Source organism: Streptomyces sp. HUAS CB01 (assembly GCF_030406905.1).
GTDB classification, from domain to species: domain Bacteria; phylum Actinomycetota; class Actinomycetes; order Streptomycetales; family Streptomycetaceae; genus Streptomyces; species Streptomyces chengbuensis.
Genome location: NZ_CP129137.1, coordinates 103,886 through 118,255, shown reverse-complemented (window position 1 = coordinate 118,255; position 14,370 = coordinate 103,886). Strand labels below are relative to the sequence as shown.

Annotated in this window: 12 protein-coding genes and 1 pseudogene; 4 read left to right on the top strand and 9 right to left on the bottom strand. The window is 68.9% G+C overall.

The window, feature by feature from the left end:
- Window positions 1-106 precede the first annotated feature (106 nt).
- Window positions 107-781 carry a TetR/AcrR family transcriptional regulator gene (locus tag QRN89_RS00635; protein ID WP_290347363.1) on the top strand — a complete coding sequence of 225 codons (675 nt, stop codon included), beginning with the start codon at window positions 107-109 and terminating at the stop codon, window positions 779-781.
- Window positions 782-1,032: 251 nt separating this feature from the next.
- Here QRN89_RS00635 and QRN89_RS00630 read toward each other — a convergent pair whose 3' ends face one another.
- From QRN89_RS00630 to QRN89_RS00590, 9 genes and pseudogenes are all read right to left on the bottom strand, one after another.
- Window positions 1,033-2,685, bottom strand: a complete 1,653-nt coding sequence (locus QRN89_RS00630; RefSeq protein ID WP_290347362.1) for a sodium/solute symporter — start codon at window positions 2,683-2,685, stop codon at window positions 1,033-1,035.
- Window positions 2,682-2,900 (bottom strand): hypothetical protein, encoded by a 219-nt coding sequence (locus tag QRN89_RS00625; RefSeq protein ID WP_244529766.1) that lies wholly within the window; start codon window positions 2,898-2,900, stop codon window positions 2,682-2,684. Before QRN89_RS00625 ends, QRN89_RS00630 begins: the two co-directional genes overlap by 4 nt.
- A 405-nt stretch (window positions 2,901-3,305) precedes the next feature.
- Window positions 3,306-3,458: pseudogene (locus QRN89_RS00620) on the bottom strand (enoyl-CoA hydratase/isomerase family protein); the annotation flags it as partial.
- Window positions 3,459-4,265: 807 nt separating this feature from the next.
- Window positions 4,266-5,204 carry a sigma-70 family RNA polymerase sigma factor gene (locus QRN89_RS00615; RefSeq protein WP_290347361.1) on the bottom strand — a complete coding sequence of 313 codons (939 nt, stop codon included), beginning with the start codon at window positions 5,202-5,204 and terminating at the stop codon, window positions 4,266-4,268.
- Window positions 5,205-5,214: 10 nt separating this feature from the next.
- On the bottom strand, window positions 5,215-6,405 hold the full coding sequence (locus tag QRN89_RS00610) for an NAD(P)/FAD-dependent oxidoreductase (RefSeq protein ID WP_290347360.1): 1,191 nt from the start codon (window positions 6,403-6,405) through the stop codon (window positions 5,215-5,217).
- A 985-nt stretch (window positions 6,406-7,390) separates the two neighbouring features.
- Window positions 7,391-8,629, bottom strand: coding sequence for an IS256 family transposase (locus QRN89_RS00605; RefSeq protein ID WP_290347359.1), 1,239 nt, complete (start codon window positions 8,627-8,629; stop codon window positions 7,391-7,393).
- 304 nt (window positions 8,630-8,933) lie between these two features.
- Window positions 8,934-9,509, bottom strand: a complete 576-nt coding sequence (locus QRN89_RS00600; RefSeq protein WP_290347358.1) for a hypothetical protein — start codon at window positions 9,507-9,509, stop codon at window positions 8,934-8,936.
- A gap of 29 nt (window positions 9,510-9,538) precedes the next feature.
- Window positions 9,539-10,270, bottom strand: a complete 732-nt coding sequence (locus tag QRN89_RS00595; protein WP_290347357.1) for a cytochrome P450 family protein — start codon at window positions 10,268-10,270, stop codon at window positions 9,539-9,541.
- A 60-nt stretch (window positions 10,271-10,330) separates the two neighbouring features.
- The gene (locus QRN89_RS00590; RefSeq protein WP_435833293.1) at window positions 10,331-11,677 is read right to left on the bottom strand and encodes an NAD(P)/FAD-dependent oxidoreductase; all 1,347 of its coding nucleotides are present in this window, start codon (window positions 11,675-11,677) and stop codon (window positions 10,331-10,333) included.
- 329 nt (window positions 11,678-12,006) lie between these two features.
- On the opposite strand from QRN89_RS00590, the gene QRN89_RS00585 reads away from it, so the two are divergent.
- From QRN89_RS00585 to QRN89_RS00575, 3 genes are all read left to right on the top strand, one after another.
- The gene (locus QRN89_RS00585) at window positions 12,007-12,423 is read left to right on the top strand and encodes a hypothetical protein (protein ID WP_290347355.1); all 417 of its coding nucleotides are present in this window, start codon (window positions 12,007-12,009) and stop codon (window positions 12,421-12,423) included.
- Window positions 12,424-12,664: 241 nt separating this feature from the next.
- Window positions 12,665-13,471 (top strand): SsgA family sporulation/cell division regulator, encoded by an 807-nt coding sequence (locus tag QRN89_RS00580; RefSeq protein WP_290347354.1) that lies wholly within the window; start codon window positions 12,665-12,667, stop codon window positions 13,469-13,471.
- A 455-nt stretch (window positions 13,472-13,926) separates the two neighbouring features.
- Window positions 13,927-14,280, top strand: coding sequence for an SsgA family sporulation/cell division regulator (locus QRN89_RS00575; RefSeq protein ID WP_290347353.1), 354 nt, complete (start codon window positions 13,927-13,929; stop codon window positions 14,278-14,280).
- Window positions 14,281-14,370 lie beyond the last annotated feature (90 nt).

Here is a 14,370-nt window from a genome sequence, read left to right as displayed (position 1 = left end):
CCTCCACAAGGCCCTGGCCGGTTTCTCCAGTCAGGGAGTCGTGCACATCCGCATTTACTACGGAGTAAACCGTAATCCCGGTTTACCCGGAAGTAAAGTGGTGGTCATGGCTGATCACCTGCCCGAGGCCGGCTCCGCGCCACGGCGTCCAACGGGCCGCCCCCCTGCGGCCCGCCCGACCGACGACGAGATGCTGGACGCGGCCGCCGCGGTCTTCAGCGAGGCCGGATTCCACGCGGCGACGATGGACGTCGTTGCCGCACGTGCGAGATCCACCAAACCCACGCTGTACGCACACTTCGGCAGCAAGGAGGACCTGTTCGGCAGATGCGCCGACCTCGCAGCCGACACCCTGGCGAGTGCGCTCTTCGAGGCCTACGCGGCAGCGGCCGATCTCCCGCTCGAACAGCAGGTGCGCGCCGGCGTGGCCTCGTTCTTCGATTACGCGGACGTTCATCCGGCGAGATTCCGGCTGCTCTTCGGCGCGCACGCGACGGGGTCGGCGGCCGAGGCCAGGCAACGGCTGATGTCGGCCGCCTCCCGGGAGATCACGCGCCGGATCCGGTACTTCACCAAGCGCCACGGCCGTGGCACCTGGGGGACGAGTGCCGAGCTCTGCGCCTCCTTCGTCGTCGGCTTGGTCGTCGAGGGTGCGAGGTACACGCTCGTCGCAGACTCGCTGAATCCGGCATCGGCCGCCGAGTTCACGACCCAGTTCGCCGTGGCGGCGCTCAGACACATCGACCCGCACCTCGCCGACGCCCTCGACGCAGGCGAGTGAGCGGAGCGCGCCGGGAAGACGGCCCGGGCCGGCGCAGCGACCCCGTGTCGTCACGCCGACCGGACTCTCCGGCCCGTGCGGCCCGGTGCCGGTCGCTGCAGGTCCGTCGGCGGGCCCCGGTGGCCGGCGTGCGCCGTGGAGCCGGTGATCTCGTGCCGTCCTCGGACCAGTAGGCGCAGGCGTGGCGCAGGGCCTCGGGATACGGGTCCGGGCGGCACACCGCTGGATCGCGGGCTCCGGCCGCCACGAGGTCAAGTGGCCCAGTCGGCCTCGGTGGTCTGGGGCTCCCGTCGACCACTCGGCTGTCCCGGACGTCCTTGCCCTCCCTTCCTTCCTCGCCTTCCGGCGCCGCTGCCCAGCCAGCCGAACAGGAAGCCGGCGGGAATCGACACGAGGGCCACCGTCTCCAGCGGGAACCAGTCGATGTGCCGCTCCGGGAAGAGCGCCAAGGGGGTGCCGGAGAAGACCGGACTGGAGATCTGCAGTCCGACGGTGCAGCACAGGCCCCCGTACAGAGTGCAGAGCAGCCCGGTTCGGGTGTAACCGCTCCAGAAGAGGGAGTACACCAGCGCCGGAAGCAGGCAGGAGGCCGCCACCGCCAGGGACATCGTCGTCAGGAACAGGACGTTCCATCCCTGCACCCAGACCGCCAGCACGATGCTCAGGATTCCGACCCCGGTGGACGCCAGGCGGGCGGCGGCCACCTCGCGGCCCTCGGTGGTGCACCCACGGCGCAGCGCCTTCGTGTACAGGTCGTGGGCGATCGCCCCCGCGGCCGCCAGGGTGATGCTCGCCACGGCGGCCAGCGTGGTGAGGAACACGGCGCAGGAAACCAGGACGACGAGAAGCGCGCCGTTCGTCCGGGGCGACGAGCCGCCCGCCAGTTCGCCGGTGAGCAGCAGCAGGGTGCTGTTGCCGCCGGGGTCCGCGGCGACGATCGCCGGCGCGCCGATCAACGCGGCGCCCGCGAGGCCCATCAGAGCAGTGGTGAGGCAGAACGTGCCGACGATGCCGATGCTGTGGCGCACCGTACGGCGCGCGGTGGCCCCGTCGGGAGCGGTGCTGAGCTGCATGGCGACGTGGGGCAGGCACGCCACTCCCAGCACGACGGTGATCATCAGGCCGATGAAGTCGAGCGTGCCTTCGGGGTCGTTGCTCGCGGCGTACCGGAGGCCGGGACGCATATAGCCGGCGGGACGGCCACTGCCCTCTCTGGCGGCGTCGATCAAGGAATCGGCGCTCCAGTGAAAACGATGGAGCAGCACCGCCGCCACCGTCAGGGCCGAGCCGAGCAGCACCACAGTCTTGATCACCTGAATGACGATCGTGCCGCGCATGCCGCCGAACACCGTGGCGCAGACGACCAGTGCGCCGATCATGACGATGGCTGTCTTCTCGGCGCCAGGCCCGGTCATTCCCAGCAGCGCCGTGGTGGTCACGCCCGCGCCGGAGAGCTGCACGACCAGAACGGGAACGCACACGCTCAAGGTCACGACGGCGGTCGCGATCCTCGCCCCGGGCCCCGGAGCCCGCAGGGCGAACGTGTCGCCCAGCGTGTAGCCGCCGCGCTCGCGCAGCGGGCGCGCCAGCAGGAGGAGCACGCCGAGTGACAGCACGGTGCACAGGGCGATGAACAGCCCGTCGTAGCCGAAGACCGCGACACTTCCCGTGGTGCCGAGCACCGCGGCCGCGGGCAGGTAGACACCGGACAGGACGAGGGCCCCGCGCAGGGGCTTCAGCCCGCGCCCCGCTGTGTAGAAGTCGTTGATCCGGTCCCTCTCGGGGCCGCTGAGGACGCAGATGAACAGGATGGGGACGATGAGCGTCAGAAAGCCCACCAGGACGAAGGCCTGCGTGTCGCTGTCCAGGGCGCCGGGCGCGGCGAGCAGGATCCGCGGACTCATCTGCTCTCCTGCCCTTCACCCTGGGAAGTCGGGTGTCCGTCCGCGCGGCGGTCGTACCGCGTCGCCGTCCACACCAGGAGGGAGCCCTGGAAGAGCAGGGCCAGGACGCCGATGCTGGTCTCTCCCCAGACGCGGGTGGCCATCAACTCGGCTGCGGAGCAGGCGAGCAGCACGTGCACGGCGAAGGCCGATCCGTTGACCAGGGCGAAGGACACACCCGGGCGGTGAGGCCGCGGGCGATGACGAAGGCGGGGGACGTGCGGGTGGGTCATGGCGGTCTCCGTACGTTGGTGGCGGTCCAGAAGGGTCGGGCATGGCTGATGGCGGCTTGTCCTCTGTGACTCGGCAGGAGTGGCCGTCCGGCTCTTCGGGGCTCCCTGACTGCTGATCGAGGGGTGTGCTGTAGTCGCTGATGACGCAGCTGAGGGCGGGGTGTTCCGCGAGCCGACGGCAAGTGCTCGGAACGAGGAGGGGAGGATGAATGAGCGAGGGGCCGGATATGGGCGGGCCGATGCCGGCCATCGGGCCGTCGCATCTTCACCACCGCGTCCGCGCTGCTTGGCCCTCCTCGCAGCCCGCGGCCACAAGCCCGTCTACGTGCCGGGCCGCACGGTCAACTCCGTGGCGGCGGTCACCAGGGCATGCGGTGCGTCGGCATTCTCCACCTCGTCCGGCGCGGTGTTGGCGGAAGCGATCCAGTCGGGGTGGAGACAGTTCTCGCCGTCTCCGAGATTGAGGACGAAGACATTGTCCTGGCGGTCGAGCGTGGGCATGGCGGCTCCCTCGGAGTGGGGGGATCGCAGCGTGACAAGTCGATGCCGCGGCGCGGCCGTTCAGAGTTCAGTGCCGCTCCGGCATGACGGGGACAATAACGGAACTGACAGTCACGTATCTAGTGGGAGAAGCCCTTCATTGAGGTTCATGAGGGCGCTCGTTCCTGATCAGCCGCGGAGTGCGGAGTGGAAGATCGCGGGCAGCCGTTCGCGGTGGTGCAGCCGGACACGCGCCCGGGCGCGGTGCGGCCTTCCATGCGTTGCTCGTCCTGGCCGGCAAGGGCGACGGCTTCGATGTCGCGTCGTCCTCGACTGTCTGACAACTCTGTTGCCACAGAAGGGGGTTGAGCAGTTCACAGGGGACCGACGCATTCGACGCCTGCCTGGAGGACAGGCGGTGAGCTGTTCTCCGGCCGGGTTGCCCGCAAGGCCCCGCTGGGCAGCGAGAGTTCATCACCCCCACCCCGGGGCCCCTGTGCGGCGGCGCCCCGGCGGAAGCGACGCTCCGCACCACCCTGCGCGTCCACCTCGACGAAGGCGGCAACGCTCCACGAACACCGAACTCCTGCATACCCACCGCAAGAACCGTGCTGCAGGGATCGCCGGCGCCGAAACGCTCCGGGGGCACCCGGGCGCCGAGCACCGCCTCGCCGTGTCCCTCACCCTGGAACTGCTGCACCACCTGGACAACCGCGCACCGATTCGGGAGGCGGACGTGCTTCGCGCCCGTGCTGCTGTGCAGCGCGGGGGGCCGAAGGGGGTGCCGTCCTCGCTCCGGCTCAGGTCACTGGATTCCGGTGGCTCTGGTCACCATGCTTGGATGACCGGCGCTTCTGGTTCGTGCTGCCGCCAGGCCGCGTTGAGGCGCGCGAGCCGGTCCGCGGCGGCGATACCGCGCAGGGACGCGACCTTGCCGTGGGTGACTTCGAACGCCACGGCGCCCACGACTCGGTCGTCGACGACGGCGAGGACGGCCGGGGAGCCGTTGACCAGCGCGATATGGAGCGCGGGCGAGCCGCCGGCCAGCCGCCGTTTCGCCGGCGTGGGCTTGAAGCCGGCCCGCACGTAGGAGGCGACGCGCTCGCGCGTCTTGTACAGCAGCAGCCGCCTGGCGAGTCCGGCGCCGTCCGAGACCGCCGTCACGTCGTCGGTGAGCAGTGCCACCAGCCGTTCGGTACGCCCCGACGTGGCGGCGGCGAGGAACTCCTCGACGACTCGACGCGCGGACGCGGGATCCACTTCGCCGCCGCCGCGGCGCTCGGCGGTGACCCGACGCCGGGCACGGTGGACATGCTGCTGGCTCGCGGACTCGGTGATGTCGAGGATCACGGCGATCTCGGCGTGGGGGTACGAGAAGGCCTCACGCAGGACGTAAGCGGCCCGCTCGACCGGCGAGAGGCGCTCCATCAGGGTCAGTACGGCCAAGGACACCGATTCGCGCTGCTCGAAGGTGTCGGCCGGGCCGAGCATCGGGTCGCCCTCGAGGAGTGGCTCGGGCAGCCAGACACCGGCCGTACGCTCGTGGCGCGCCTGCGCCGAGCGGAGCCGGTCGAGGCAGAGATTGGTGACGACCTTGGTCAGCCACGCCTCCGGCACCTCGACCCGGTCGCGGTGCGCGGCCTGCCAGCGCAGGAACGTGTCCTGCACGGCGTCCTCGGCGTCGGCGGCCGAGCCGAGTAGACGGTACGCGAGCGAGGCCAGCCGGCCTCGGCTGGCCTCGAACCGATCGAGGGCTGCGCTGTCCATGTGGAACAGACTAGGCGGCAACGCTCACGCCGGACCGGTCAGGCACGGTGGCCAGGCGGCGCCTGCGCTTCGGCATGCCGAAGGTCGGGTGGGAGATGCTCCACCCTGCTCCTTTGAGCACGCCCGCCTTGAGCCGCGCGGCGGTCCGGCCGCCCAGGTACCAGGACTTCGACCGGGCGTTCCCGTCCACCATCTGGAAGATCGCATCCCGCTTCCCGAGGCTGATGTGGTTGCCGTAGTACTTCAGCCCGGTGGTGGGGACCTCGCTGCCCGTGAGGCGCGCGATGATCGCGGCGGTCGCCTGCATGTTGGTGTAGCCGGCCGTGCCACAGGACATCGGCAGTGGTCGGCCGTTATCGCCGATCGCGTAGGCGCAGTCGCCGGCGGCGTAGACGTCCGGGTGCGAGACCGAGCGCATCGTCCGGTCGACGACGATCTGGCCGGTCTCGGCGACCTTCAGGCCGCTGGCGGCCGCTATGGGGTGCACGGCGAAGCCGGCCGACCACACGGTCACGTCGGCCGGGAGGGACGTACCGTCGGCGGCGATCGCCCGTGTGGGCTCGAGGGCTTCGATTCCGCTGTGCTCGTGGACGGTGATGCTGAGCCGGTCGAAGGCCTGGCGCAGATGGCGGCGGGCCTTCGAGGAGAGCCATGTGCCCAGCTCGCCACGGGCGGCGAGTGCGACCGAGAGGTCGGGCCGCGCCTCGGCGATCTCGGTGGCGGTCTCGATGCCGGTCAGCCCTTCACCGACGACCAGCACGGTGCCGCCGTCGCCCAGGCCGGCCAGGCGCTCGCGCAGTCGCAGGGCCGAGGACCGACCGGTCACATCGAATGCGTACTCGGCCACGCCGGGGACGCCATGGTGTGCGACGGAGCTGCCGAGCGCGTAGAGGAGCGTGTCGTACACGAGCTCGCCGTCGCCGTCCTCGCCGGTCACAGCGACGGTCCTGCGCCCGGGGTCGACGCCGGTGACGCGCGCCAGGCGCAGCCGAACCCCGGTACCCGCGAAGACGTCCGCGAGCTTGCGGACCGCCAGGTCCTGGCCGATCGCAAGCTGGTGGAGCCGCATCCGCTCGACGAAGTCGGGCACGGCATTGACGACGGTGATCTCGATGTCGGCGGGCGAGAGGCGGCGGGCCAGGTTTCCGGCGGCGAAGGCCCCGGCGTATCCGGCGCCGAGGACGACGATGCGGTGCTTCATGGCGTTGCTCCTGTCTCGTTCGTGTGCCCCTTGAACGAGACGGCGCCCCGTTTGCTGACAGGAGCCGGGTGTGACGAGGGTCACCGAGCTGAGACGAGCGGATGAGTTTCCGTCAGACACCTGAGCCCTTACGGGGAAGCCGAAACGGGGCGATGGCCACCTGTGGATCGAGATGGCCAACAACCGGTCGGCGCAACAGCGAGATCACCTCTCGTTTGCCGGAAGCGTCGGACAGGACATGGCAGAACACATGAAAACTATGAATACATCCTAAAAGCAAGCGAGTTGGATGCGCACCGCTGGGACCGCGCCCGCGTACGCGAGGGGAAGATCACCTGCCGGGGTGCCGGCCCTGCACGGGTCGGGCCGTCGCGGTTGGGGCGACCGCAGGCCCGACCACGAGGCCGGCCACGCATGACGCCGACCCCGACCACTGTGAATGAGCGTCGTATTTGGCCAGTCCGTCCAACCAAGTACGCAGCCACGAGTGAGTGGAACCAGACGACGAGACGTACGTTCCCGGCTCCGTGGACTTCGCTGAGGATGTGCATGACGGTCCAGACCCGGCCCCACTCGGTGTCGATCCCTGCGGCTGAGGCGCGGGTCCGTGTGCCTGAGGCGTCGGTCTCCTGCCCTTCCGTGGTGTCCAGCTCGGCCCAGGTCAACCACGTGCTCCCGTGCACATCCCGGGGAGGGCCGCCGTCAGCGGCGAACTCACCTCGCAGCCCAGCCGAGGCGTCGTGCGGGAAGCCACGACTCTTCCGCCAGGGGACTCACTGAACCTCAACAACCAAGATCAGCCGTTGACGGAGGACCGGCGGTAGCGGCGCTCGTCTTGTGGGGATGGCGAATTCGACCCACAGGGGGACGCGATCGGAGATGTGCCAGGACGGCTCGCCAGAGTTGTCCCGTGTCCCTGCCGAAATCCAGGGTCACGTCCGCTGGAGTGGTGTATCGACGGCCACTCGGTGATCTCGTGTTGAGGCTATGCGGTGAGTTCGGTGGGCAGGGCGGTGTCGTCGGTTTCTGACTCGATCGGGTGGAGGCGGGCTTTGGCGAGGAGGTCGAGGCCCATGTAGCGGCGGGCCTCGGTCCACTCGTCGTTCTGCTCGGCGAGGACCGCGCCGACCAGGCGGACGACGGCGGTGCGGTCGGGGAAGATGCCGACGACGTCGGTGCGGCGGCGGATCTCCTTGTTCAGCCGTTCCTGGGGGTTGTTCGACCAGATCTGCCGCCAGAGCTCACGTGGGAAGCCCGTGAATGCCAGCAGATCGTGCTGGGCGGCGTCCAAGTGGGCTGCCGCTTTGGGGAACTTGGCCTCCATTGCGTCCAGAACGTGGGCCATCTGGGCCGTCACCGCGTCGGTGTCGGGTTGTTCGAACACGGTCCGCAGCAGGGTCGCCACCCAGGGCTGGGCCGACTTCGGGACCTGGCTCAGGAGATTCCTCGCGTAGTGAGTGCGGCAGCGCTGCCAGGACGCGCCGGGCAGGGTGGCGCCGATCGCGTCGACGAGGCCGGCGTGGGCGTCGGAGACGACGAGCTGGACGCCGGACAGGCCCCGGGCGACGAGCGAGCGCAGGAAGGCGAGCCAGCCCGCGCCGTCCTCGGCGGTCGCGACGTCCAGGCCCAGGATCTCCCGGTGTCCGTCGGCGTTGACGCCCACCGCGACCAGGGCGTGGACGTTGATGATCCGGCCGCCTTCGCGCACCTTCTGGGTCAGTGCGTCGACCCAGACGAAGGTGTAGGGGCCGGCGTCGAGCGGTCGGTTGCGGAACGCGGTGACTTGCTCGTCGAGATGCTTGGCCATCGCGCTGACCTGGGACTTCGAGAGCTGGGTGACGCCGAGGGACTCGGCGAGTTTCTCGACCCGGCGGGTGGAGACGCCGAGGAGGTAGGCGGTGGCGACCACCGAGATGAGGGCCTGCTCGGCCCGGCGGCGGCGTTCGAGGAGCCAGTGCGGGAAGTAGCTCCCGCTGCGGAGTTTGGGGACGGCGAGTTCGACGGTGCCGGCGCGGGTGTCCCACTCGCGTGGGCGGTATCCGTTGCGGTGGTTGACGCGTTCGTCGCTGACCTGGCCGTACTCGGCGTTGCAGAGGGCGTCGGCCTCCGCGGACATGAGCGCGTCGGCGAACGTCTTGACCATCGCGCGCAGCAGATCGGGACTCGCCGCGGCGAGGTTGTTCTCGGCGAGGGCGTGCAGGGGCAGACTGTCGGGTGCGGTCATCGTGCTGATCTCCTTCGAGGCTTCGACACTTCGAAGATCAGCCGGTGGCCGTTCGTCTATGCGGGCCTCATCCCGATGCCGGAGCAAACCCCCGGATCAGGTCGAACCCGTACACCACTTCCCAGGACGCAACCAAATCCAGCGCGGTGAGCACACACCACAGCAGTCAATGGTGCACGCGACGGGCGCAGTTGCAGCGGCCCAGCGCGAGTGCCGTGTCCGGGTGGAGCCGGGCACGGCACTCGGTTCTCGTCCCGACGCCAGACCGGAACCGCTTCACCACGCGCCCATCGCGGGCCGCGGATCAGCCGTCGCCGGGCGTCGGCGTGTCGCGCTGGACCCAGGTACCGCAGTCGGTGATCACGGAACCCATACGGTCGCAGGTGATGGTGTGTACGGTGCCGGCCGTCGTGATCACGTCGATGACGACGTCGCTGCCCTGGCTGGTGGGGCCTACGTCGATGGACACTCCGCAGGCACCCTCGGGGACGTCTCCGCCTTCATCAGAGAGGTCGTCCCAGTCGATGCTTCCGAGCGGGCTCGTTTCGTCGCCGACGTAGGCGATTCCGCCACTGGTCGCGGCGTAGAAGGCCCCGCCGCCGGCTGCTTCCTGACGTACGGTGTCGATTTCGAAGCACCCGTCCCCGTCCCCGTCCTTGCCCTTGTCCTTGTCCCTGTCCCTGTCCCACGGGAAGGCGGAGCTGACGGAGGGGAGGGCGGCCCCGTCGGCGTACACGACGGTCGGTTCGGGGTCGGTGATCAGGCCCTGAGCCGCCGCCGGTACCGCGCCCAGTACACCTACGAGCGCGATGGCGGGCAGCGCGATGAAGGCAACGGATGCCGGACGTGACCAGCGAGAGCGGTGCACTCGCGACCGCATGACCCCTTGTCCAGGTCGCATACTCACTCCTATTCGATTTGTTCTCTCCCGGAAAGTGCCTCCATTCTTTTTGCGGCGGGTGCAATATCCAGAGGGCCCACCGCTCTTCCGCGTTCGGTCACTCGATCGGCTCTGCGGAGGTTCATCCCGGTCGACTGTCCGCGGCCTGCTTCGCCGCCGGGTCTCGCCTCGGGACCGAAGTCCAAAGCGTCCAGGGCCGTTTCGATCCAGTGGTGGAAGCGTGGCTCGTCCTCCAGTGGCACGCCCAGGACCTTGCAGATCACGGTCACCGGCAGGGGGTAGGCGAAGTCGTCGACGGCGTCGATCCGGGTCTTGCCCCGCATGTCGTCCAGGAGTCCGGCCACGATGCGATGGATCTCGGGTTCAAGGTCGGAGATCAGGTGAGGGGAATGGGGAGGGCCGACGAAATGCGGCATCATCATCCGGCGGTCTCGATCGTGCTCGGGTGGATCCTGGGTGATGATGTTCGGCTCCAAAGAGATGACCGCCTCCGTGATCGGCTCCGCCTCCGCCTCCACCGATCCCTCGGTCGGGGCCGCGGTCGGGACGGGGCACTTGCGTGGATCCGAGCTGACCCGGGGGTCGTGCAGCAGCGTGACGATCTCCCGGTAGGTGCTGACGACATAGGTGCCGTCCGGCTGCCGCGCCACCGGTGTCTTGCGTAGTTCCTCGTAGAACGGGTACGGATTGGTGCGGTTGGCGTAACGGAGGGCCTGTTGCCAGGGGGTTTCCTCGACCACGAGGCTCCCCTCCTTCTCCTGTCGATGCTGTCCGCCTACCGGCTTGGCCCGACGAGCGCGTCAGTGGCGCCGGGGCCGGAACTTGGCCGTCCGCTCGCTCGGGGCGTGGCCGGTCAGGACGACGTCTGGGGCCGCCGTCGGGGCCCTCGGGTCCGGGAACTCGGCCGGCACCGGCTTCATGTCGGGCGGCTGGTCCCAGCCCGGCGGCGGGGGCGGGAACGGACCGGATCGCTCGATCAGCTTCCCGTAGTACTCCAGCCACTTGCCGTGATCGAAGGTGACGGCCGCGACGATGAGGCCTCGGTGACCGTAGGCGGCGGCGAAACGGCGTTCCGCGACAGACCCTTGGGTGAAGACGATCTCGTCACCGAAGGGCGGCACGCCAACGGACTTGATGTTCACGCCGAACTGACCGGACCAGAAGCCGGGCAGCAGCAGATGCGGGCGATAGTGTGGCTCGAGGTTCACCATGTTGTGCGCGGCGGCCTCGGCGCCGAGAACGGCGTTGTCCCAGTGCTCCATCGCCAGGAACTGGTACTCGTACAGCACATGCGGCGCACGCGCCACGTCCCCTGCCACGTAGATGCTGTCGGTCACCACTCCGTTGATGTCGAAGGCACGACCACCGGCGTCGCACCCGACACCCCAGAAGCCGGCGGCCAGCCCGGAGCCCTCCAGCCACTCCACGTTGCGGATCGACCCCAAGGAGGCCACCACCACATCGGCGTCGACAGTGGTGCCGTCGGACAGGTGCGCCCGCCGCACGTGCCCGCCCGAGTCGCCCTCCAGTGACGACACGCCCAGCCCGCAGCGCAGGTCCACGCCGTGATCGCGCTGCATCTGCGCGGCGATCTCCCCGATCACCCCGCCGAGCGCGCCGACCAGCGGCGCCGAACCCCGCTCGACGACGGTCACCGGGACGTCGAGTTCCCGGCAGACTGAGGCCACTTCCGAGCCGATGAACCCCGCGCCGATGATCACGACCCGGGTTGGCGGCTCGGCCAGCTCCTTCTGCAGCTGCTCCGCATCGTCACGCGAGCGGATCGTGTGGACCCCGTGCAGGGCTGCCTCGTCCAGGTTCGGCCACTGGCGTGCGCGGGTGCCCGTGGCGATCAGCAACCGGTCGTACGGGATCTGCTCGCCGTTGGCCAGGCCTACCTGCTTCGTGGCGCGGTCGAGCCCGGTGGCGGCCGTCCCGAGCCGCCAGTCCGCGTCAACTTCTCGCATGCGGGGCAGTTTGGTGTGGTCGGCCGGCACCCAGCCCTTGAGTACCTGCTTGGACAGCGGAGGCCGGTCGTAGGGCTCGTACGGCTCGTCCCCGATGATGGTCAGGGAACCGGTGAAGCCCTCCTCGCGCAGTGTTTCCGCGGCCCGCAGCCCGGCCAGAGAAGCACCCACGATGACGATCCGGCCGCTGGCCCGGAACTCGCGCACTCGCCAACCCGGCTGCGTCCTGGCGCGGGCCCCGGGTGGACACGCAATACCGCGGTCATGACAAGGAGGGTCGGCGTGCCGAGGGGGACGGCGACGGGCAGGTCACGTTGAAGAGCGACACCTGTCGGCGCTCGCGCCAGCCGCGGTTACCTTCGTCACTTCGACATTTCCATACGACGTATGGTAACAATGAAAGCGTTCTTCCGTACGACGTATGGAACTGCTCGCTCGGACCCCACCGGGCGTCATGCATCACCTGTCAGAACCGCCGTTGGCGCAGATCCCCTCGTGAAGGAAAGATCATGAACAAGCTCGCGAAGCGCATCACCCTCGCTGTCTCCTCCGTCGCGGTCGCCGGTGCCGCCGTCCTCGGTGCCGGTGGCACCGCTTCGGCCGCACCCCTTGCGTCCACGCACGCCCAGCGCCCGACCGACGGGGCCGTGGCCGCTGACTACAGCTGGGACCACGGTGTCGGCTACCTGCTCGAGCGGGGCTACTCCTGCGACGAGGCCCGCGGCTGGCACCAGGACCACCACGGCACCGACTCGACCCGGCACGACTGCGACGGTCTCTACTACCGCGATGGTCACTTCTACCGCTGGGAGGGCGAGGGGCACGGCCGGACGTACGACAGGTCCTACCGCCACGACGGGAACCGAAACGAGCACGACGGCGCGGGCAGGCACCACCATGACCTGAGCCGCGACGACGACCGGTGAGACGGGTATCGGTCGTGTGCGCAAGAAGTTCCCCTCGGCTCTGTCCCTGCCGGCGGCGGGGATCCCGCTGGCGGTCGGGGGGCGACGTCCCCGACCGCCGGCCGAGTGAGTTCAGCGCCACTCCTCATGCGGTGCGCGGGTGCCGTCCTGCGCCCGCCCCCTGCTTTACCGCCTCCCGCCCGCGCTGTCTCTTCATCACAGGCCGATGAGAGGCACCGCTGAGCCCTACCCAGGGAAGCCGATGAAGAAGTCCTTGAAGTCCGTAGAACGGCGGGTGGCCGTGCAACTGGTCGTCTCGCACGTCCACTCGTTGCCCCTCTGCGTACATCTGTGCTACGAGCCCGCTGATCCCCATGTCGTCCGTGCCGCCTTCTTCGTCGACTGTGCCGAACCGGTCGAATGGGTACTGGGGCGGGATCTTCTGGCTGACGGGCTGGAGGCTTCCGCAGGCCACGCGGATGTCCGGATCTGGTCGTCCGCGGGGCGGGTCGACGAGTCGATCTACATCGCCCTCGGGTCTTCCGCAGGCACCGCCTTGCTCGAGGCCTGCGTGCAGGACATCTCGTCCTTCCTTCAGGACACCCAGGCTCTGGTGCCACGGGGGACCGAGTCCGGACTCATCGACTGGGATGCCGAACTGGCACACCTCCTGCCCCGAGGCTCTGACCGCCGACCATCCATGCTCAGAAGAAGCTCAGAAGAAAAGGAAACCAGTGTCATGTCCCAGTACCAACTTCGCGTCTACACCCTGCGCAACTCCGACGCGCTCGCCGCCTACGAGAAGATCTGGGCGCAGCACATTCCCGGCATGGCCAAGCACCGGATCACCACCCACGGCGTCTGGACGGTGCCCGCGGCGCCCGAAAGCGACACTCCCCGGCTGTACGCCCTTGTTTCCTACAAGGACGCCGACGACGTGCAGGAGCGGCTGGGGGCATACCTGTCGAGTCCTGAATTCCGCGCGGACATGGAGGGCTTCGACATCAGCCAGATCGTCGGCCTCGACGAGACCCTCCTGACGCCCACCGTGGACTCACCCCTGCGCTGACGGTCGGCCTGTGACGAATGATGCGGCCAGAAGGCAGACTGCGGTTGAGGCCGCGGCGTCAGCTACGTGTGGGACGGCAATCACGCCGGCGTCAAGGTGGGGACCGTGACGAGTCGGTTCACCACAACCACGACCGGTACAGCGTCGATCGCTGAGACCAAGGGCGCCCTTTGTCTTCGTGATGGATCCGGCCAGGCAGTGGTGGCCTCGCCCGCTCCCGCCGGCCGGGCGCGACGGCACGACGAACTGCCCCTGCAGGTGTCCTCGTGCCGACCGCCACCAGTCCTCGCAGTAACCACGTCTCTGTGCAGCCCCTTTGAATCCGACGACAGCCCTTCCGGCGGCCCTCCCCGGGTGACTCGAAGAGCCAGGAGTAAGACCCAATGAAGTCATTGAGAACTGTGATCCAGGGGCTACCTGTGAAGCTTGTCGGCGTGCATGCGACGTCCTTGCCCATGATCATGAATCTGCGGTACGAGCCGAGTGATCCCTATGTGGTCCATGCCGCATTCACCACCGATGTCGACAGCGACGAGTCGGTGGAATGGATCATCGGGCGCGATTTGCTGATCGAGGGCCTGGAGGGTCCCGCCGGTGAGGGAGACGTTCGCATATGGCCCACCGGCGAGGAGGGCTACCGCGACTTGTACATCCTTCTCAACTCGCCGTCCGGTACGGCCCTGCTCAAGGCCCCAGAGCGGGAATTCAAGGCGTTCCTGCGGGAAACGGAGGCAGTAGTGCCACGGGGGGCCGAACTCCGCCACAGCGACTTCGACCGCCTGCTGGCGCACTTCCTCGCCGAAGGGTGAGTCGCGTCAGGGGGCGACCTGAGGCAGGCACACGGACGTCTACGCCACGGTGTTACCCGCCATGGTGAGTGGATGTCCGCGGTCGGGGCG

Excerpts from the sequence above, each read along its gene's own strand:
- QRN89_RS00635 (WP_290347363.1), top strand. The coding sequence starts at position 107 with ATGGCTGATCACCTGCCCGAGGCCGGCTCCGCGCCACGGCGTCCAACG.
- QRN89_RS00630 (WP_290347362.1), bottom strand. The coding sequence starts at position 2,685 with ATGAGTCCGCGGATCCTGCTCGCCGCGCCCGGCGCCCTGGACAGCGAC.
- QRN89_RS00615 (WP_290347361.1), bottom strand. The coding sequence starts at position 5,204 with ATGGACAGCGCAGCCCTCGATCGGTTCGAGGCCAGCCGAGGCCGGCTG.
- QRN89_RS00610 (WP_290347360.1), bottom strand. The coding sequence starts at position 6,405 with ATGAAGCACCGCATCGTCGTCCTCGGCGCCGGATACGCCGGGGCCTTC.
- QRN89_RS00605 (WP_290347359.1), bottom strand. The coding sequence starts at position 8,629 with ATGACCGCACCCGACAGTCTGCCCCTGCACGCCCTCGCCGAGAACAAC.
- QRN89_RS00600 (WP_290347358.1), bottom strand. The coding sequence starts at position 9,509 with ATGCGGTCGCGAGTGCACCGCTCTCGCTGGTCACGTCCGGCATCCGTT.
- QRN89_RS00585 (WP_290347355.1), top strand. The coding sequence starts at position 12,007 with ATGAACAAGCTCGCGAAGCGCATCACCCTCGCTGTCTCCTCCGTCGCG.
- QRN89_RS00580 (WP_290347354.1), top strand. The coding sequence starts at position 12,665 with ATGAAGAAGTCCTTGAAGTCCGTAGAACGGCGGGTGGCCGTGCAACTG.
- QRN89_RS00575 (WP_290347353.1), top strand. The coding sequence starts at position 13,927 with ATGATCATGAATCTGCGGTACGAGCCGAGTGATCCCTATGTGGTCCAT.